Annotated in this window: 17 protein-coding genes; 8 read left to right on the top strand and 9 right to left on the bottom strand. The window is 48.0% G+C overall.

Features of this window, described 5'->3' with window-relative positions; translation table 11 throughout:
* Nucleotides 1-29 precede the first annotated feature (29 nt).
* Genes araA through VL525_RS00460 form a run of 4 tightly spaced genes read right to left on the bottom strand, consistent with a single transcriptional unit; the run spans nt 30 to nt 5,302 of the window.
* On the bottom strand, nt 30-1,520 hold the full coding sequence (gene araA, locus VL525_RS00475; RefSeq protein ID WP_325382161.1) for an L-arabinose isomerase: 1,491 nt from the start codon (nt 1,518-1,520) through the stop codon (nt 30-32).
* Nucleotides 1,521-1,576: 56 nt separating this feature from the next.
* Nucleotides 1,577-2,959, bottom strand: a complete 1,383-nt coding sequence (locus VL525_RS00470) for a glycoside hydrolase family 27 protein (RefSeq protein ID WP_325382159.1) — start codon at nt 2,957-2,959, stop codon at nt 1,577-1,579.
* 10 nt (nt 2,960-2,969) lie between these two features.
* Entirely contained in the window at nt 2,970-3,665 is a 696-nt protein-coding gene (locus VL525_RS00465; RefSeq protein ID WP_325382157.1) for an L-ribulose-5-phosphate 4-epimerase, read from the bottom strand.
* Nucleotides 3,662-5,302 carry a ribulokinase gene (locus tag VL525_RS00460; RefSeq protein ID WP_325382155.1) on the bottom strand — a complete coding sequence of 547 codons (1,641 nt, stop codon included), beginning with the start codon at nt 5,300-5,302 and terminating at the stop codon, nt 3,662-3,664. The genes VL525_RS00465 and VL525_RS00460 overlap by 4 nt, the downstream gene beginning before the upstream one ends.
* A 166-nt stretch (nt 5,303-5,468) precedes the next feature.
* Here VL525_RS00460 and VL525_RS00455 point away from each other — a divergent pair, with 166 nt between their 5' ends.
* Nucleotides 5,469-6,239: a hypothetical protein gene (locus tag VL525_RS00455; protein WP_325382153.1), complete on the top strand. Its 771-nt coding sequence runs from the start codon at nt 5,469-5,471 to the stop codon at nt 6,237-6,239.
* On the opposite strand, the gene lysA is transcribed toward VL525_RS00455, so the two are convergent.
* On the bottom strand, nt 6,240-7,436 hold the full coding sequence (gene lysA / locus VL525_RS00450) for a diaminopimelate decarboxylase (RefSeq protein ID WP_325382151.1): 1,197 nt from the start codon (nt 7,434-7,436) through the stop codon (nt 6,240-6,242).
* A 117-nt stretch (nt 7,437-7,553) separates the two neighbouring features.
* The gene (locus VL525_RS00445; protein WP_325382149.1) at nt 7,554-8,864 is read right to left on the bottom strand and encodes an aspartate kinase; all 1,311 of its coding nucleotides are present in this window, start codon (nt 8,862-8,864) and stop codon (nt 7,554-7,556) included.
* A gap of 89 nt (nt 8,865-8,953) precedes the next feature.
* Between VL525_RS00445 and VL525_RS00440 the strand changes: the two genes are divergently transcribed.
* Nucleotides 8,954-10,366: a phosphoglucomutase/phosphomannomutase family protein gene (locus VL525_RS00440; RefSeq protein ID WP_325382147.1), complete on the top strand. Its 1,413-nt coding sequence runs from the start codon at nt 8,954-8,956 to the stop codon at nt 10,364-10,366.
* Nucleotides 10,367-10,553: 187 nt separating this feature from the next.
* On the top strand, nt 10,554-11,387 hold the full coding sequence (locus VL525_RS00435) for a phosphatase PAP2 family protein (RefSeq protein WP_325382145.1): 834 nt from the start codon (nt 10,554-10,556) through the stop codon (nt 11,385-11,387).
* Between the two features lie 66 nt (nt 11,388-11,453).
* Here the strand turns inward: VL525_RS00435 and VL525_RS00430 are convergent, their stop codons facing one another.
* Together VL525_RS00430 and VL525_RS00425 are read right to left on the bottom strand one after the other, a co-directional pair.
* Nucleotides 11,454-12,320, bottom strand: coding sequence for a ferritin-like domain-containing protein (locus VL525_RS00430; protein WP_325382143.1), 867 nt, complete (start codon nt 12,318-12,320; stop codon nt 11,454-11,456).
* A gap of 12 nt (nt 12,321-12,332) precedes the next feature.
* Nucleotides 12,333-13,043, bottom strand: a complete 711-nt coding sequence (locus VL525_RS00425) for a ferritin-like domain-containing protein (RefSeq protein WP_325382141.1) — start codon at nt 13,041-13,043, stop codon at nt 12,333-12,335.
* A gap of 239 nt (nt 13,044-13,282) precedes the next feature.
* On the opposite strand from VL525_RS00425, the gene VL525_RS00420 reads away from it, so the two are divergent.
* Nucleotides 13,283-13,654 (top strand): ModE family transcriptional regulator, encoded by a 372-nt coding sequence (locus VL525_RS00420; protein ID WP_325382139.1) that lies wholly within the window; start codon nt 13,283-13,285, stop codon nt 13,652-13,654.
* An 87-nt stretch (nt 13,655-13,741) separates the two neighbouring features.
* The gene (locus VL525_RS00415; protein ID WP_325382137.1) at nt 13,742-14,311 is read left to right on the top strand and encodes a hypothetical protein; all 570 of its coding nucleotides are present in this window, start codon (nt 13,742-13,744) and stop codon (nt 14,309-14,311) included.
* On the opposite strand, the gene VL525_RS00410 is transcribed toward VL525_RS00415, so the two are convergent.
* Complete coding sequence (locus VL525_RS00410) at nt 14,304-14,906, bottom strand: alpha-ketoglutarate-dependent dioxygenase AlkB family protein (RefSeq protein WP_325382184.1); 603 nt, start codon at nt 14,904-14,906, stop codon at nt 14,304-14,306. The two genes, VL525_RS00415 and VL525_RS00410, sit on opposite strands and share 8 nt — an antisense overlap.
* 223 nt (nt 14,907-15,129) lie before the next feature.
* On the opposite strand from VL525_RS00410, the gene VL525_RS00405 reads away from it, so the two are divergent.
* The 3 genes from VL525_RS00405 (at nt 15,130) to VL525_RS00395 (ending at nt 18,868) form a co-directional block, all read left to right on the top strand.
* Entirely contained in the window at nt 15,130-16,806 is a 1,677-nt protein-coding gene (locus VL525_RS00405; protein ID WP_325382135.1) for a hypothetical protein, read from the top strand.
* A gap of 91 nt (nt 16,807-16,897) precedes the next feature.
* Nucleotides 16,898-17,746 carry an N-acyl homoserine lactonase family protein gene (locus VL525_RS00400; RefSeq protein WP_325382133.1) on the top strand — a complete coding sequence of 283 codons (849 nt, stop codon included), beginning with the start codon at nt 16,898-16,900 and terminating at the stop codon, nt 17,744-17,746.
* 342 nt (nt 17,747-18,088) lie between these two features.
* A complete protein-coding gene (locus tag VL525_RS00395) occupies nt 18,089-18,868 on the top strand; it encodes an AraC family transcriptional regulator (protein ID WP_325382131.1) in 780 nt (259 codons plus the stop codon).
* Nucleotides 18,869-18,921 lie beyond the last annotated feature (53 nt).

The raw sequence follows: 18,921 nt of genomic DNA, 5'->3' as shown, positions 1-18,921 counted from the left end.
ATTAGTTGACTTGTGATCAGTTACCAGGATTACCGGTAATATACTTCGCTCCATTTTAATTCATTTTTTAGCTGTCGCAAATTGGTTTCTTTTCCGATAAGCACACATTCGATGCCTGCCATATCGGCAAAATCGCCTAAATGTTCTGATGTCAAATTCTGGCTGTAGCAAGTGTGGTGGGCACCGCCTGCCAATATCCACGCGGCACAGCCGGTTTTCATATCGGGATATGGTTTCCATAATACCCTTGCAACAGGTAATTTGGGCAGATCGTGTTTCGGCGCTACGGCTTCCACCTCGTTCACAAGCAGCCTGAACCTGTTGCCCATGTCAATTACTGATGCATTCAGCGCCGGTCCGCCAGCTACATTAAATACCAGTCGCACCGGGTCGGCTTTGCCGCCGATGCCAAGGGGGTGTATCTCGCATTTGGGTTTGCCGTCGGCTATGGACTCACAAATTTCCAGCATGTGCGAACCCAGCACCATCGGATCTGCAGGGTCGAAATGATAGGTATAATCTTCCATAAAAGCGTTGCCGCCTTTCAGGCCGCTGCCCATAACTTTCATAGCCCTAACTAATGCGGCGGTTTTCCAGTCGCCTTCCGCAGCAAAGCCGTAGCCCTGCCCCATCAATCTTTGCGCAGCTATACCGGGCAGTTGCACCAGGCCGTGCAGGTCCTCGAAGGTGTCCGTAAAGCCTTTGAAATTGCCGTCGTGCAAAAAAGATTTTAATCCCAATTCTATTTTAGCAGCTTCGCGAAGCGAGTTATATTGATCCCCTCCCTTTCTTAAAGAAGCTACAACTGCATAGCGGTCTTCATATTCGGCAGTCAGTTGATCAATCTCTCCATCGCTTATGGCATTAACCACTTTTACCAGGTCGCCGACGCCATGGGTATTTACGGAATAACCGAATTTCATCTCGGCTTCTACCTTGTCACCATCGGTAACCGCCACATAACGCATATTATCGCCAAAACGGACAAAACGCGCACCCTGCCAATCGTGCCAGCCCGCGGCAGCGCGGGTCCAGGTATTGATCTGTTCCAGTGTTTCGCTATCCTGCCAGTGGCCTACAACCACTTTCCGTTCCATCCGCATCCGGCTCATCATAAAACCGAACTCGCGGTCGCCGTGGGCGCTTTGGTTCAGGTTCATAAAGTCCATGTCGATGCTATCCCATGGGATATCACGGTTAAACTGGGTATGCAGGTGTAAAACTGGTTTCTGTAATATCTTCAATCCGCCTATCCACATTTTGGCCGGCGAAAAGGTATGCATCCAGGCAATGATGCCGATACAATTTTTTGCTGTATTAGCCTCCTGGCAAATGCTGTATATTTCTTCCGGCGATTTTACCGTCAGTTTAAAAACAACTTTTACCGGAATCTGCGATGCCGAATCCAGCTCTTTTGCAATTTGCTGTGAATGCTCCGCTACCTGTTTAAGCGTTTCTTCGCCATATAAATGCTGGCTGCCGGTGACGAACCAGACTTCGTAGTCTTTTAGATTGATCATATTGCTTTTATAAATTCCTGTCTTTATTAAAATGATTTTTGTGAGTACCGATGTAATTATTTCCTGCTCAGTTTATCGTTGGTTGAAAGCTTTAGTAGCAGAGCACCATGGGCATTGATCTTATGCTTATAACTTTTCTTGAAAGACCCCAAATCCTGTTTTTTCCAAAGATCCCTTACACCGACATTGCCGTTCATATTTAGATCGTCAAAATCAATGTCAACTTCTTTCGGATGATCGCTCAGATTGAACAATGCCGCGTAAATATTTTTACTGCCGGTTAGATGCGAATACCAAACCATTGTACTGTCCCTTTTATAGAGCTGGCGCGGGTTGGCGCCCTGCTGGTTAACCGCTAATACTTCTGCATTTGAAAACAGCCTGACTTCCAACGGCCTGTTTTCGGGCAGGTTGCCGCCCAGTATAAGCGGGGAACGATAAATGCACCAAAAGGTCATGTGCGTGTACAATTCGTCTTCGGTAAAACGGCTGTATCGTTCGGGCCCTACCGGGCCACGTTTAGATAGTTTGCCAATTTGCAACATATCGCAATCGGGCCAGTGCCCGGGGCCACCTGTGCCTTCCCATTGCTTTGCATAATCGAACATTTTTAATTGCATGCTCCAATTATCCCAGAAATCATCGGCCATGCGCCACATATTCACGTTCTGCTTTAAATGTACGGCTTGCTTAAAAGGAGTTTCGCCCGGGGATATACTGAGCACCATCGGGCGCCCGCAGTTTGCGATGGCTTTGCTGTAACCCTCTATTTCCGATGCACTGTAGGGCCTGGCTATATCATCTACCTTAATAAAGTCGACACCCCAGGCAGCATATAATTTAAGCAGGGAATTAAGGTAAGCCTGGGCGCCGGGCTTTGCCATATCCAGCCCATACATGTGATTCATCCACGAACACTTAGAATTGGTATCGGCTATCATATCGGCGGTAATACCTTTGGCGCCCAGCACCGGTGATCGTGCCCATACTGCCTGCCTGGGTATGCCGCGCATTACATGTATGCCAAACTTTAAACCCAGCGCGTGAACATACTTTGCCAGCGGGGCGAACCCCTTGCCTCCAAATGCAGACGGGAACTTGGTTGGTTGGGGTGTCAGCCTGCCCCATTTATCCATGGTAAGCCAGGGGATAAATGATCCGTCGTCCAGATTTTTCTGAAAAGGGTTACCGATATTGCTTCCAGGTGGATTATCATAGGACCACAAAAAATCCACCACCACATATTGCCAGCCATATTGTTTCAAATGCCGCGCCATATAACGGGCGTTGGCCTTTACCTCGTTTTCGTGGATGGCAGAGCCATAGCAATTATAGCTATTCCAACCCATTGGAGGCGTTGCGGCGACCGCCGGCCGGGTTTGTGCCGACGTTGCCGCGAAATAAGTTAAGAGAAGAAGTACGGATGCCGTCCGTTTCATGATCAAATAATTATTGCCCATAATAGGAATCCGGTCCGTGTTTGCGTTCATAATGCTTTTTAATGAGCGATTCTTTCAGGCGCGCGCAATCGGGGTTTATCTGTTCGGTAAGGTAGGCCATCTGCGCTATCGACTCCAGCACTGCGCTGTTATAAACAGCCTTATCGGCGCTTTTTCCCCAGGTGAAAGGCGCGTGATTGCCAACCAGTATCATTTCCACTTCGCGGTAATCAAGTTTCCTTTCACTCAAACAGTTCATGATCTGGAAACCGGTCTGGTATTCGTAGTCGCCTTTGATCATTTCATCGTCCATCGGCTGTGCACAGGGTACATCTACCGTTTTATGATCGGCATGGGTTGTACCATATATGGGTATATCGCGCTGCGCCTGAGCCCAGGAGGTAGCATAAGTGGAATGCGTGTGACAAATGCCGCCTATATCCCAATGCTTATACAAAACCGCATGGGTTTTGGTGTCGGATGAAGGGCGGAGATCTCCCTCTACCACATTTCCGTCAAAATCTACTATAACCATTTTGCCGGGCGTAAGTTCGGCATACGGCACACCACTCGGTTTAATGGCGAATACGCCAAGATCGCGGTTGGCGGCGCTCACATTGCCAAAGGTGAATATAACCAAATTCAGCTTCGGCAATTCCATATTAGCGTAGTAAGCTGCTTCGCGGATATGCTGGTATTTACTCATTTATTTGTCTCCTGTTCGATATATTTACCCAGTTCGAGATAGCGCTGATAGCGTTTTTGATATAAGGATGCCTTCGACTGATCCGGGAAATACTCCTTATCAAAGCCTCCGCCCATGGCCGCCATAGCTGCTTCCACATTGGTGTAGACGCCTGCGGCGGTAGCCGCAAACATGGCCGCCCCCAATGCGCAGGTGTGTTCAAACTGGTGGATACGGATAGGCATTTGCATAACATCGGCCATCATTTGCATAATGTAGGGCGATTTTTTTGCCACGCCGCCTATGCCTATCAAACCTTTAACAGGGACGCCTTCGCTTTCAAATCGCTCAACGATGGCTTTGGCGCCAAAACAGGTAGCCTCGGCCAATGCGCGGAAAACGCGCGGTGCATCGCTGCCCAGGCTAAGCCCATTTATAGCACCCTTTAATAATTGATCGGCATCCGGCGTGCGACGGCCATTTAGCCAGTCGATAGCCAGTTCCGCATCTTCATCCAAAGGCAAAGCAGCGGCCTGCCGGCTTAATTCGGGTATGATCTGCGCAGAAACTTTTTCCCGCAATTCTTTATCATCAATAAACTGCAGGGGCCATTCCAAAAGTTTCCTGAACCAGGCATAGGTGTCGCCAAAGGCTGACTGCCCCGCTTCAAGGCCTATCATGCCCGGTATAACAGAACCATCCACCTGGCCACATATACCTTTCACCAGTTTGTCCTTAAAATCAGCTTTCGGGGCTACAAGCATATCGCAGGTGGAAGTGCCCATCACTTTACTCAGATGGTATGGCTCTATCTGCCCGCCTACCGCGCCCATGTGTGCATCAAAAGCACCAACGCCAACTATAACACCGGCAGGTAAACCAAGCCGCTGCGCCCATTCTGCACTCAGCGTTCCTGCTGAAGTATCCGAGGTATAAGTCTCTTTAGGGAGATTTGCAGCATATCCTTTTAATAAAGGGTCGAGCGACGAAAACCAATCATCGGGCGGGTAGCCGCCAAATGCTTCTGACCAAATGGCTTTGTGCCCTGCGGAACAACGTCCGCGCCTGATATCGTCGGCCTTTGTGCCCCCGGTAAGCAAAAAAGGTATCCAATCGCAATGTTCAACCCAGGTGTAACAGGCTTTCCGCACCTTTTCATCGGCCCTTAATATATGCAGCAGCTTAGCCCAAAACCACTCGGACGAATATATCCCGCCGACATATTGCAGGTAATTGATATCGAATTTTGCAGCATGATCGTTGATCTCGCCGGCTTCCTTCACCCCGGTATGATCTTTCCAAAGCACGAACATGGCATTAGGATTGTTTTCGAAACCGGGCGTTAAGGCCAGCGGCGCACCGGCTTTGTTAACCGCCACAGGGGTTGAGCCAGTGGTATCAACCGAGATCGCTTTGACAGACGACGCTACCAGAGGTCCGGCTTTCGCGATACAATCTTTGATAGTTTGTTCGAGCCCCTCGACATAATCAAGCGGGTGCTGCCGAAACCGGTTATGGGCAGCGTCACAATACATACCCTGCTGCCAGCGGGGATAATTAAAGACAGATGATGCTACTTCCTTTCCATCGGCTGCATTAACAACAACTGAACGAACTGAATCGGTGCCATAATCGACCCCGATGACAAATTGATCCATACGTATCAATTAAAAAATGGTGTATAAACTGGCTGCCAGACTAAAAGCGAATAACTGTTAAACATACACTTGTTATCGGCGGCGTAAACATAAGCAATTTAGATATTAATTTAAAAGTAGAATATGCAATTGTTATATATTGCGGTTTGCATACGTAACCTACTTTATGAAACTTAAACTCCTTGTCATATTGGTTTGCCCGGCCGTGATATACAGTTCGTGCAGTAATCACGTTTACGCCCCGGCGCTTTACCACCAGGATATTGCCTATATGCCAAAACCCGCATCATTTAGTAAAGAAAAGATAGCTAATTATGCTTCAGCAGGCCTTAACGTTTATTCGGACCCAACTTATATAAACTCGCAGGTGAGTGCACAACTGAATTACAGCCAGGGCTTCAAATCGGATAATGCGAATTTTGCCTGGGGGGTGTTTGGTGTGGCGGGGAATTATGAAAGATCAAGCGACAGCAATGAGCCAAATCCTGATTTTAAGGATAAGTTTTTTGGCGCATACGGGGCGCGGCTGTCGGCCAACCTGCTTGCCAAATATGACAACCTGGATTGGCGGTATCTTGGCTTTGAGGCGGCTTACAGTCATGAATTTGGTGCGTATGCGGATTTCAGGAAGCAGGTGGTAAATAATGCCGATTATGTCGTCGATGCGAGGACCGATCTGTTCACCATCGGGCTGACAACGGAGTTTGTATTTCACGGGCAGGACCCGGAGATCGTGCACGGGCTGAGGGGGTTTTTGGGAACCAGTTTCGGCAAAAATATTTTGAACGATCCGCGGTACGACAGCGATACCGACTTTAATACGCGCCTGTTCCGCAGCCTTGTGCCAAGGGCCAGCTATTTTATTAACGTAAAGCGATTTTTTGCCGTTGCTGAAGTTGGGAATGCGTTTTTTATAAGGGCCGGGGTAAAGTTTTAACTATTCAGAATACACGCTCTGTATCGCATCCCGCAGGTTATAGCGCGATGCCATTACTTCGCCGTAAGCCCCGGCGGTGCGAATGGCGAAGATATCTCCCCTGAACGATTCAGGCAGTTCCACGTCCTTTTGGAAACAATCGGTGCTTTCGCAAATAGGGCCAACGACGTCGTATTTGAGTCTTGAGTCCGGAGTTTTGAGTCCGGAGATATCCGACTTCTGACTTCCGGCTTCTGACTTCCGGCTTAAATTTTCTATCTTCTGATACGCTTGATAGAGCATCGGCCTGATCAATTCCGTCATCCCTGCATCAAGGATGAGGAAGTTTTTCTTTTGTCCCATTTTCACATACAGCACCCTTGAAACAAGGGCCGCAGATTGTGCAACCAATGCGCGACCGAGTTCAAAATGTACTTCCTGGCCGGGCTTAATGTTCAGGAAATCCCTGAATACTTTGAAATAGCTCCCGAAATCGGGGACATTGTTGGTATCGGGATTATGATAATCAACCCCGAGGCCGCCGCCGGTATTCAATACTTTCACCTGGAAGCCGCGGTCTTCGAACCACTGCTGCATCTCGTTGATGCGTATACACAGGCTGCGGTAAACTTCCATATCGGTTATTTGCGAGCCGATGTGAAAATGAATACCTACAAACTGCAGGTTCTTGCAATTACGCAGCGTTTCGGCTACATCATTTAACTGCCAGCTATTGATGCCGAATTTATTTTCATCCAGCCCTGTAGTAATGAAATGATGCGTATGCGCGTCTACATTCGGGTTTATGCGGATGGCCACGCGGGCAGTTTTGTTTTTAGCTCTCGCCAGGTCGTTAATAATATTCAGCTCCTGTACCGACTCCACATTGAAGCAGAAAATATCAGCATCCAGGGCGATATTGATCTCTTTGTCCGACTTCCCTACCCCGGCAAAAACCACTTTGCTTTTGTCAAAACCATTGGCAATGGCCGTAGTTACTTCGTTCCCGCTAACGCAGTCGGCGCCAAATCCGTAGGATTGAACGGCTTCCAGCACTTTTGGATTGAAATTGGCCTTCATGGCATAATGCACATGAAAACCGTATTTGTCGGCAGCCGTTTTGCAGGCCTGCAAAGTTTGGCGCAATAACCCCAGGTCGTAATAATAGAACGGGGTTTCTATATTTTCAAAGCGGGATATGGTATCTAAGTCGAACATTTCCTTTAATTAAGGCGTCGTTGCGGGGAACGAAGCAATCTCTGACTGTGCCCCGGAAAGCACCCTTAATTGCATGTGCAGAGATGGCCACGCTACCGCTCGCCATGACGATTTTTTTTAGAATAAACGATTATGCAAGCTTCTCAACGCTTCGGTTTTGTCCGAAGTATTGAGCAGTATGGACATGTTATGATCGCTGCCACCGTACGATATCATCCTGATCGGGATATGCTTCACTGCCTCCAGTACACGCGCGGCATAGCCGTGCTTTTCGGCGCCGAAATCGCCCACCACACAAATAATGGTTTGATCTTTATCGATATCCACCGTGCCGAAGCCCAGCAGTTCTTTTTCGATCTCGGCGAGGTAAGTAGTATCGTCGATAGTCAGCGATACGGCAACTTCCGAAGTGGTGATCATGTCTATCGAGGTACGGTATCTTTCAAAAACCTCGAACAGCCTTCTCAAAAAGCCATGCGCCAGCAGCATGCGGCTGGATTGCACCTTGATAGCCGTGATCCCGTCTTTAGCGGCGATGGATTTTATCCTGTCCTTTTCGCTGTCGTTGGTTATCAAAGTGCCGGGGGCCTTTGGATCCATCGTATTCAGCAGGCGAACCGGTATTTTATACTTCTGTGCCGGGAACACGCTTTGCGGGTGCAATATCTTTGCGCCGAAATAAGCCAGCTCGGCTGCTTCATCAAATGATAGCTGTGCAATCGGTTTGGTACCTTTAACGATGCGCGGATCGTTATTGTGCATCCCGTCGATGTCGGTCCATATCTGAACTTCCTCGCTGCGGATGGCTGCCCCTATCAATGATGCCGTATAGTCGCTGCCGCCGCGGCGAAGGTTATCTATCTCACCGAATGAATTACGGCAGATATAGCCCTGCGTGATGAACAGGTTATTATCGGGATGTGCATCTAAAAGCGGCGTAATGTGCGCGGTGATATAGTCCACCATCGGCTCGTTATCCTCGTCGATTTTCATAAAATCGAGTGCCGGCAGCAATACCGACGGTACGCCAGCTTCCTTTAGGTAAACGTGATATAAGGTGGTCGAGATCAGTTCGCCCTGTGCCAGGATGATCTTTTCTTCGATATTGGTAAACAAGTCGTTTGAAAGATTGGACAATAGGTCGAAGTGGTAATCGATCACTTCCCTGCCCTGTTGCAGGTATTCAGGTTTGGCAAAAAGGTCTTTAATAAATACTTCGTACTTACTTTTTAAATTTTTGATCAGTTCGGCAGCCACGGCCTTGTCGCCGGCCAGGTAGGCCTGCCCTATTTCGACCAGGCTATTGGTAGTGCCCGATACCGCCGAAAGCACCACGATCTGTCTTTCGGCAGCATTTATTATATCCAGCAGTTTTTTCATCCTCTCAGGGCTGCCCACCGATGTACCGCCAAATTTTAAAACTTTCATTTTTTGTTTCTGTTTACCACAAATGATTGATATTCTTGTATTGATTTTGAGGCGCTAAAAATAGGATTTTTAACAACCATATATCTAAAATGATCAAAATAAAATTCGGTACCGACGGATGGCGGGCCATTATCGCAGACGACTTTACAGTCGAAAATGTAAAACGAGTGGCCTACGCAACCGCGTTGTGGCTAAAGAAAGAATTTAAGGATGCTTCGGCGGTTGTGGGTAACGATCCACGCTTTGCCGGGCCCCTATTTGCCGATATCACAACCAGGGTGCTGGCCTCGCAGGGCGTGAAAGTGTTTCGCGCTGAAGATGCCTTTGTTTCAACGCCAATGATCTCGCTGGGTACGGTTAGAAAGAATGCATCGGCAGGTATTATCATTACTGCCAGCCACAATCCGCCGGCCTATAACGGTTACAAAATAAAAGCCAACTACGGCGGCCCGGCCACACCGGATGATATTGAAAAGGTAGAATCACAAATTCCGGACACGATCGATCTTACGCTGAAATCAATTGCTGATTATCAGAAGGACGGACTGGTTGAATTTGTGAACCTGGAAGATATGTATGTGGCCCATGTGGAAAACAACTTCGACCTGAAACTTATCCGCACCAGTGGTTTAGGTTGGGCATACGACGCGATGTATGGCGCGGGCATGAATGTAATGGAACGCCTTTTCCCGGACATTACCCGTATCCACAGCGACCACAATCCCGGTTTTGCGGGCCAGGCGCCAGAGCCTATACAGCGTAACCTGAAAGAATTCGAAGATATTATCAAAATGTCGGAAGGCGAAATTGCATCAGGTTTGGTTACCGACGGCGACGCCGACCGTATCGGTTTATACGACCAGGACGGTAATTTTGTCGATTCGCACCATATCCTGCTGCTGCTTATCCATTATATGTACAAGGTAAAAGGCATGACCGGCGAGGTGTATTCAACCTTTAGCTGTACCAGCAAGATACAGAAGCTGTGCGATGCTTACGGATTAAAGAACACCGTGACCAAGATCGGCTTTAAATACATTTGCGACCTGATCGTTAACTCGGGCAATCCGTTCCTGGTTGGCGGCGAAGAATCGGGCGGCATTGCTGTTGCGGGCCATATTCCCGAGCGTGATGGTATCTGGATAGGTTTGATCATCTGGGAATTCATCGCCAAAACAGGCCGCTCGTTAAGCGAGCTGGTGCAGGAAATATACGATGTTGTAGGCAAATTTGCTGTTGAGCGTTACGACCTGCATGTTACGGAAGAACTAAAACAGCAGATCATCAGCAACAGTAAAAGCGGGAAATACACCAGCTTTGGCAATTTGAAAGTTGCCAGAACCGAGGACATGGACGGGTTCAAGTTTTTCTTTGAAGATGAAACCTGGGTAATGATCCGCCCATCAGGTACCGAGCCCGTGCTGCGTGTTTATGCTGAGGCGCCAACGTCTGCCGATTCATTCAAAATACTGGATACGGTTAAAGGGATACTGCTCTCTTAATACCCTTTACTAAATTATCAAAGCCATCCGCTGATCAGCAGATGGCTTTTTTGTTTTTATCAAAATTTCATTTTCTATACAGATTGTTTAGTTAGGTTGCGTTAATTAATTGTTAAACAATCGAAAACAAAATATGCCGTACTGCGATTGTAGATTGAAAATTTATTAATAATTACACTTACCTGCTTTGAAAAAATTATTCCTGATCATATCGTTATTCGCGGCTTTGAGTGCCCATGCCCAAAAACAAGTAACTGATACGACCAAAAAGAACTTGGGCGACACGATAAAAAAAGACTTGTTAACCGCGCCTGACACGGTTAAAAAACTACACAGTAATCCGTTGAGTTTGGTACCGCCTGCTGCCATGATAGCTTATGGAGGCTTGTCTTTTGCGGTGCATCCTATACGGCGTTTTGATTATTATATACGCGGCGAGGTGGCTAAAACAAGCCCGAATTTTCATAGTACCGCCGAAAGCTATTTCCAATTTGCCCCGGTGGTTATTGTGTATGGGTTGAACCTGGCCGGTGTTCGGGGCAAGAATACGTTTATCGACAGGTCGGCCTTGCTGGGTTTATCGGCATCTATACTCGGTATAACAGCGTTCGCAACCAAGCATTTCACGCACAGGTTAAGGCCAAACGGTGCAAATTACCTGTCATTCCCGTCGGGGCACACGGCTACCGCGTTTATGGGGGCCGAATTTATGGCGCAGGAATACGACGCAAAATCGCCATTATATGGCGTACTGGCCTATAGTATTGCTACAACAACCGGAGTTTTCAGGATGTACAACCGCGATCACTGGTTTAGCGACGTGGTTGCAGGAGCAGGTTTAGGCATATTATCAACCAAAGCGGCCTACCTTGTATACCCGGCCATTCGTAACTGGCTTACCCATGGCGACGAGAAAGCCGAACAGCATAACCGGCGAAAGAAAAGCAGGTATAAGAACGCACTCCTTTCGCCCTCGTTCGATAACGGCTCATTGGGATTGTCATTTTCCGCTGATTTTTGAAACCAATTGCTCAATAATAGGAAAGCCCGGCATTACCGGGCTTTCGTCTTTTAAAAAAACTTATTACTAATGGACGATAAAGCTTCCAACTAACAAGTCAAGCACATCCTGCATGCTTAGCGGCTCGTCAAAGGCTGCGGAAGCATCGATCTGACCTATCGGTTTCCCATTTGAATCCATCAGTTTGGAGACATCTAAGCCACCCTGCATCACATTATCTTCGCCTTTATAATTGCCATTGACCAGGGCTATACCCGTATCATTACCAAGCCCGGCTGTGCTGTTTATCCACACAGCGATCTCCTCGTAGCCGCGGATAGTGCGCAGGTACCGTATTGCCGAAGCATGGCGCGCCTCAACAGCGTGAATGGAAAGTGCAGCGGTAAGTACTACCTGGTTGCCCAACAGAGAAGGCGCGGCACCTTTATAGGCCCTTACACCGGTATCCTCAAAAGTTTCAGACACAGCCAGGAATGTTTGATAATTGGTCAAAACATCTTTGAAAGGTCCGTTGCCGCTGCCGTTTCCGGCGGTAAGGTCGAATTTAGGGGAGTCGACAGGTGTTCCGCCTAATTGTTTGATAACATCCTGCAAGAATTTTACGTGCGCATTTTCATCGTCTGTAATATCAGCAATGTATGCTTTATCGCTTGCCGGGATAAGGCCTGCAGCGGCCGTGCCCTGGTTATAAAAATACGACTCCAGGTATTCCAGGGTCAATGCATAATTCAATACATCGGTTACCGATGCAGCAGCCGGGGTTGCAGCGTATGCTTTTTTAAACAGGCCGCCCAGTGCAAAGGGTAATGCAGCAACAGCTACTTTAGAGCCAAAACTGGTAATATTTTTGATCGCGTCACGTCGCGGGCTTACCCGTTCGTTAAACTCAGGATCAACTTTTTCAATTTCTTCTACTATGTTAAATAAATTCATGATCATAAGTTTTTAAGCGGTGTAACCATAATGTGATGCACTGACCTTTGTTTGCAGGAAGGTATTTGCGATTGGCAATACCTCGGCTATTGACGATGCTTTATTCAACCCGTTCATATCCACAACATCGGTACCTGCATAGTCGCCAAACGTTACCAGGTTGCGTATATAAGCCGCATGCCTGGCTTCGACTGATACGATCTTGCCAGCAATGGTAAGGTAATCCGCATTTTGAATAAGGTAACCTGCCCCGTCGTATGCCTGCACACCCAAATCTTCAAAAGCTTTGGCGGTGGCTATTACCGAAGTGCGGCTGGTGAAATCGATCTTGCTGAAATCGGGCGTCAGATCCGGTATAGCGTTGCTGCCAAGGGCTGCCTTAAAAAACTCGCGGTGGCAAACTTCGTGCTGCCTAATGACGCTGAAACACTCCTTTTCGTTGTCAGACATGCCCGAGTAGGGAGTTTTAACCACCTGGATGTAAAACGCAGCCTCTAATTGCTCCAATGCAAAAGCATAATTCAGGATGCCGTAGTCTCCGCTGCCGATGTCGATACCGCCGCCGGTACTGTCGAGCGGCCTTGGGGCCGCGCCGTCTAATTTTTTGCATGATGATGCAACTGCCAGGAAGCCCACCGTAGCGGCCCCCGCCCCTGCGTATTTTAAAAATGACCGCCTGGCCAAATTTATTCTGCCGGATGTTTCTGTAATTTCTGATTTCATAAAATGGTTGTTTTTAGATAATTGGTGACTAATCAGGAGTTAATTAAACTACGCTGACAGCCCCGCCCCGGTTTTTTATTTCACAGAGCCTCAGGCTATAACACACTCTTATTTAGAGTAAATGATCAGAAACAAAAACCGTTGGTAATGCTTTGCAGGCACGATGGATGAAATTATGCCGGGCAAATTCACTATTTCCATCATCCTTTATACATTTGACATATTAAAACCTGGCAGTTATGGACACAGCGGCGAAAAATATCCTGCGAAAAGATATCCGGATAAAAGTTAACGGGGCATTATGGATAGAAGGTGACGGCGAACGCTTTTTGGGCCCCGGGCCGATAGAATTATTAGAGCGGATCGGCGAAACAGGATCGATAAGCAATGCGGCGAAAGAAATGAAAATGTCGTATAAAAAGGCCTGGGACCTTATCAATCATCTGAACGCCCATACAGCGCAGCCGGTGGTGATACCACACGCAGGCGGCGAAAAAGGCGGCGGCTCGGTATTAACAGCAGCAGCCCAGGAACTCATAGCATATCACCGCGGCCTGCGCCAGCGATTTGCCGCTTTTTTGGAAGCGGAAACAAAAAACCTTAAAATTTGAAGGTGGTTTTTTTTTACTGATTATCGTTATATATTTGAAAATATAACGGTCTTGTTGGTTTGTACCAGTCTTCAACTTAACACTTTTATGAAAAAATTTTTACTCATCATTACGTTTTTAGCCTGCCTCCTTTCCCGGCAAACTTTATTTGCGCAGCAGCGCAGCAACCCGGACACAGCAAAAATACCTGCGTCTGCAACCTTTCAGCAAGAGGCTAAAACCACCTATCCTAAGGTTGTAGGATATGTAAGTTTTATTCTCCCCATAGTCACCGTCAATAAAGATGAAACCATTTACAATTTTAACGGTACCACCAGCATTGGCTTCCCGGTAGGCGTAAATGTGCTTTACAGCGATAAATTTGGTTTCAGCTATGAATTTACGCCAACCATAAAATCGGGCCAGGGCGTTAGCAAAACCAGCAACATTCTTTTCGACCCGGGTACCATGTTCCGCTTTCAGCATGGCTTCACCATTATTACCCGCCTGGCGTTTGAAACTTCGGGCCGTTACGGCTTTACACCGGTTTTCAACAAGGTGTATGCCCGCACCAAAGATATCAACTACTTTGTGGCCATGTCCCTTCCGGCAAGGTTTGGCAACAGCGCGCCGGCCTCAATCGGGCTAAACATACAATTCGGCTTTACTTTTAATTGATCGCCCGAAAGGTCAGGTTTATACGTGCTTGCATGGCCCGGGCCGATTTGGCTATGCGGTGTTCCCAATTGTGCTGCAAATCGCCTTTCATCACCAACAGGGATCCGTTTCCAAGTCCGATAGCATATTTACGCCCTTTTTCCTGCTTGTGCCGGATATCGAAACGCCGCTCCTGTCCGAAGCTAACAGATGCTATCACCGGGTTTTTGCCCAGTTCGTATTCATCGTCGCTATGCCATGCCATGGAGTCGCTGGCGTCGCGGTAATAGTTTAGCAAAACGCTGTTGAAATGCGTACCAGCGATAGGTTCGATCCGTTGTTTGATCGCCAGCAACTCGGCTGTCCAGGGGGCCGGGTAATGCTTTATCCCCGAATAAGTGTAGTGCTTATCACCGTACCAGGCCGTTAACCGGGGCGTTTTGAGCACTTTGCCAAACATCTTAATTTCCTCCTGCTTCCAGTCGATGGTATCAATCAGCAATTGAAGCAACTGCCCGCTCTCTTCGCCGTCAAAAAGATGCGGATGATAATCCAGCAGGTCCTCGGGTAATAGGATACCCTGCCCCGGCGGTTCAAAAAAGCTCAATTGCTCCACAATCAAATTTGCTAAAAATGGTGCCCGGATAACACTGCCTGCGTTAAACTGCGCTGCAATATAATTACCAATTAAACAATTTGCCAACTATTAACTAAAATGAAAAAACGTGCAACCTTAGTGCTTTTTCTTCGTAAAAGGAACCGTTAACCATTTGATTTTGAAACAGCTCTGCGATGTATTTGAATAAAGTGAATTATTCTGCTCTCTTTAGTTTTTAGCCATGAAAAAGAAAAATTACGCCCTTCTATTGATCTTACTGACCCTGACGATTTTTTCCTGTAAAAAAGAAATCGGCCCAATGGGTCTTACAGGTGCTACCGGCGCTACGGGCGCACAGGGTACAGCCGGCATAGCCGGTCCCGCCGGGAACGACGGTACGGTGATCTATAGCGGCACTGGCGCCCCCAGCGAGGCGACAGGCAATACAGGCGATTTTTATTTAGACCTTTCAACAGGTTTGTTATACGGCCCGAAAAGCCAGACTGGCTGGGATAGCAGCTTTTCGCTGGTTGGGGCGACTGGTGCCACCGGTGCTACTGGCGCAACAGGTGCTACCGGGGCAACAGGAGCGACAGGTGCTAATGGCGCAAACGGCGCAGACGGCACTAACGGTACCAATGGAACCAACGGAACCAACGGTGTGGATGGCGTAAACGGTGCAAACGGCACCAACGGCACGAATGGCGCAAACGGCGCTACCGGCGCAACAGGAGCAACAGGGGCAACAGGCGCCACCGGGTCGACCGGAGCAACAGGGCCCACAGGGCCGGTTGTTACCGTGGGTGGCGGAACAGGCGGTACGGTAGTAGTAACCGGTCCAACCGGACCGACGGGAGCTACAGGTGCTACCGGTGCGACAGGCGCCAACGGGGCCAATGGAGCAACGGGTGCAACAGGCGCAAATGGTACTAACGGTACCAATGGCACTAATGGATCTAATGGTGCTAACGGTACTAACGGAACAAATGGCACCAACGGGGCGAAAGGCGCCACGGGTGCTACTGGTGCAACAGGTGCTACCGGCGCAACAGGTGCCACCGGCGCAAATGGAACGAACGGAACTAATGGTGCAACAGGCGCTACCGGGGCCACAGGTGCTACGGGCGCTAACGGGGCAAACGGCACTAATGGCACCAACGGTGCCACAGGCGCTACCGGAGCCACAGGTGCTACGGGCGCAACAGGCGCAAATGGCACGAACGGAACTAATGGAACCAACGGCACTAATGGCGCCAAAGGAGCGACCGGAGCAACGGGCGCAACAGGTGCCACCGGCGCGAATGGAACAAACGGAACTAATGGAACGAATGGAACGAACGGCGCGACCGGAGCCACAGGAGCTACCGGCGCAGCGGGCACACAGATATTAAATGGCAGTGGTGCGCCAAGTGCCTCATTGGGCAACATCGGCGACTATTACCTGGACAAGGTGAATTATTTATTATACGGCCCGAAAATAAGCACAGGATGGGGCACAGCAGTATCGCTGCAAGGCAGTAATGTGCTGTATTCCGGCTGGAACGTGGCAAAAAACTTCCGCGATACCACTGTAGACGGCAGTAACCTGAATGCGGCCGACCTGGTGGCGCCGGCCATTACCCAGGCTTACCTGGATAACGCTGTGTTCCAGGTATATTTCACTTACGGATCGGGTATTATCCCATTGCCTTACACAAGCATTGCGGGCGGTAGCCAAAGTACCATGAGCTTTTTGCCGAGGGTAGGGCATTTTATTATTACACGTTTCACCTTTGACAATTCAACTACCATCGGTATAAACCCTGCATTACAATTCCGGTATATTATTATACCCGGCGGCATGCTGGTAGGTGTAAGGAATCATATCAACATCAATAATTACATGGAGGTAAAACGCTTCTTCCGCATAAAGAATTGACGGCGAATACGACACAAGCATTCCAGGGGCGTCAGCCCCTTTTTTGTTTTAGTACGGAAACAGCAAATTGCTATCTTTAAAAAACCGTACAATGAACAAGATCACTATACTTCTTCTCGCGTTGTGTGCATTTACAACCGAAACCTATGCACAAGCGCCAACCTACAAAGTGTATGCCCTGCGGTACGCCGAGGTGCGAAACCCAACACCTATATCGGTATGGTCGTTAAACGGGCCGAAGGACAAAACCGTAAAGGTCGATTTTGTGATCTGGCTGATCAAAGGCAGCAATGGCGAAAATATTTTGGTTGATGCAGGATTTTTAAGCGATATCCCCGAAGCCAAAGAATTTGACCCGGTAAATTATGTAAGGCCCGATTCGGTGCTGATGAAGATCGGCGTCCGCCCCGAAAATATTACCGATATCATCCTCAGTCACCCCCATTGGGATCATATCGACGGCATCGGCTTGTTCCCTAACGCGCACATCTGGATACAAAAGGATGATTACAATTATTTTATCGGCGCGCTCCCTGAAAAGCCCGACAGCAATTCGGGTTATAACCAACGCGACATCATGAAAATGAAACAATTAAACACTGCCGGCAAAGTAACTCTTGTAGGCGGCGATAATAAGCAGCTGATGCCGGGTATCACGGTTTACACCGGGTCGCGGCACACCTATAACTCGCAGTATGTAAGGGTTAAAACGGGTAAGGACAGGATCATCCTTGCTTCTGACAATATCTGGATCTACTACAGTTTGGAACACATGGTACCTGCCTCTGTTGGCGGTACTTTGGACCCGGCCGGCTATGTAAAAGCAATGAAACGCATGAAAACCCTGGCTTCGGACCCTAAATATATCATCCCGGGGCATGATGCACGAATGTTCGTCATCTTTCCAAAAGTTGCCGACGGCGTGGTGCAGATACGGTGAATTTCGGCACAAAATAACAGCGCGAAGGTAATACTACGCGGGCAAGCACGTCAAATTGCGTAAAACTACGTATGGTATTTACAAACGGTTATATGTAAATTTAATATTAATTATTGTTACCTACTATTAACCTAAAGAAAACCAGCCATGAATGCATACTCCATCATTGGTGTTATTATCACTTCTGTGCCTTTAGCCTTTATTATTGCTATTGTAATAAAAAGGGGTAAAAATATCCTGGATCAGTAAACATAAGGTTTGCCGGTTCTATACCAAAAGCAGTTTCTTCCGGGACTGTATTGACAGATATTATTTATTTTCGTAAGAAAATGTCCTGGAGAAATGAGTGCATCCCGTTCCAAATACTATAAGCTATCGTTATGCGACGGACTGGAGGCGCTCGACACCTTCAACCACAACAGCTCCTTCCCTTTTCATTTTCATCCCACTTTTAATGTTTCTATCGTTTATAAGGGCATTTTTCAAACCAGGCTGAACGATGGAGCCGCCAATGCGCTAGCCGGAACCATATTAATTACCAACCCCGGCGAGATACATGCCAACCCATTCGGGAAGGATGACAGCGTTACTTTCTTCACCTTTTATGTTTCGGCTGAGTTCCTGTATTATTGCAATGGCGGTAAACCGGTTTGTTTTAACAGCAAGGTAATAGATGATGCAGGGCTGTTCGCCGATCTGCATAACCTGAGGGTTTTATTGATCAGCGGCCAGGCCGGCCCGGATTTTGAAACCGGGCTGATGAACACGCTAAACCAACTGGCACTGAAGCACGGTTCGGACAGGATAGGCGAAGAAAATAATTATACTTTGTTTGAGAACTTCCTGAAAGAGGAGAATTTCTCCAAATTTTCCCTTGAGGACGCCGCCCGGCGGTTTGGTGTTGATAAATACAAGTTCCTGCGCCTGTTCAAATTCCAGACGGGTTTGACACCCAATAATTATTTCATCCTGAAACGTATAGAGCAAAGCAAGGTTATGCTTACCCAGGGGCACGACCTGCTTAGTGTAGCTATCGACCTGGGATTTTATGATACGGCGCATTTCTGTAATCATTTTAAGAAATTTACGGGGATATCGCCGGTGGCTTATACGGGCGGGTAACGATACCTCCAGCTCTTTCAACCCTCTTTACCGCTCGCGGTAGAGAGGGTGAC

The organism is Mucilaginibacter sp., from assembly GCF_035492695.1.
Taxonomy (GTDB): Bacteria; Bacteroidota; Bacteroidia; order Sphingobacteriales; family Sphingobacteriaceae; genus Mucilaginibacter.
This window is presented reverse-complemented; position numbering and strand designations above follow the sequence as displayed.

What these genes read in the sequence shown, in the direction of transcription:
- araA (WP_325382161.1), bottom strand. Translation starts at nt 1,520, where the DNA reads ATGATCAATCTAAAAGACTACGAAGTCTGGTTCGTCACCGGCAGCCAG.
- VL525_RS00470 (WP_325382159.1), bottom strand. Translation starts at nt 2,959, where the DNA reads ATGAAACGGACGGCATCCGTACTTCTTCTCTTAACTTATTTCGCGGCA.
- VL525_RS00465 (WP_325382157.1), bottom strand. Translation starts at nt 3,665, where the DNA reads ATGAGTAAATACCAGCATATCCGCGAAGCAGCTTACTACGCTAATATG.
- VL525_RS00460 (WP_325382155.1), bottom strand. Translation starts at nt 5,302, where the DNA reads ATGGATCAATTTGTCATCGGGGTCGATTATGGCACCGATTCAGTTCGT.
- VL525_RS00455 (WP_325382153.1), top strand. Translation starts at nt 5,469, where the DNA reads ATGAAACTTAAACTCCTTGTCATATTGGTTTGCCCGGCCGTGATATAC.
- lysA (WP_325382151.1), bottom strand. Translation starts at nt 7,436, where the DNA reads ATGTTCGACTTAGATACCATATCCCGCTTTGAAAATATAGAAACCCCG.
- VL525_RS00445 (WP_325382149.1), bottom strand. Translation starts at nt 8,864, where the DNA reads ATGAAAGTTTTAAAATTTGGCGGTACATCGGTGGGCAGCCCTGAGAGG.
- VL525_RS00440 (WP_325382147.1), top strand. Translation starts at nt 8,954, where the DNA reads ATGATCAAAATAAAATTCGGTACCGACGGATGGCGGGCCATTATCGCA.
- VL525_RS00430 (WP_325382143.1), bottom strand. Translation starts at nt 12,320, where the DNA reads ATGAATTTATTTAACATAGTAGAAGAAATTGAAAAAGTTGATCCTGAG.
- VL525_RS00425 (WP_325382141.1), bottom strand. Translation starts at nt 13,043, where the DNA reads ATGAAATCAGAAATTACAGAAACATCCGGCAGAATAAATTTGGCCAGG.
- VL525_RS00420 (WP_325382139.1), top strand. Translation starts at nt 13,283, where the DNA reads ATGGACACAGCGGCGAAAAATATCCTGCGAAAAGATATCCGGATAAAA.
- VL525_RS00415 (WP_325382137.1), top strand. Translation starts at nt 13,742, where the DNA reads ATGAAAAAATTTTTACTCATCATTACGTTTTTAGCCTGCCTCCTTTCC.
- VL525_RS00405 (WP_325382135.1), top strand. Translation starts at nt 15,130, where the DNA reads ATGAAAAAGAAAAATTACGCCCTTCTATTGATCTTACTGACCCTGACG.
- VL525_RS00400 (WP_325382133.1), top strand. Translation starts at nt 16,898, where the DNA reads ATGAACAAGATCACTATACTTCTTCTCGCGTTGTGTGCATTTACAACC.
- VL525_RS00395 (WP_325382131.1), top strand. Translation starts at nt 18,089, where the DNA reads ATGAGTGCATCCCGTTCCAAATACTATAAGCTATCGTTATGCGACGGA.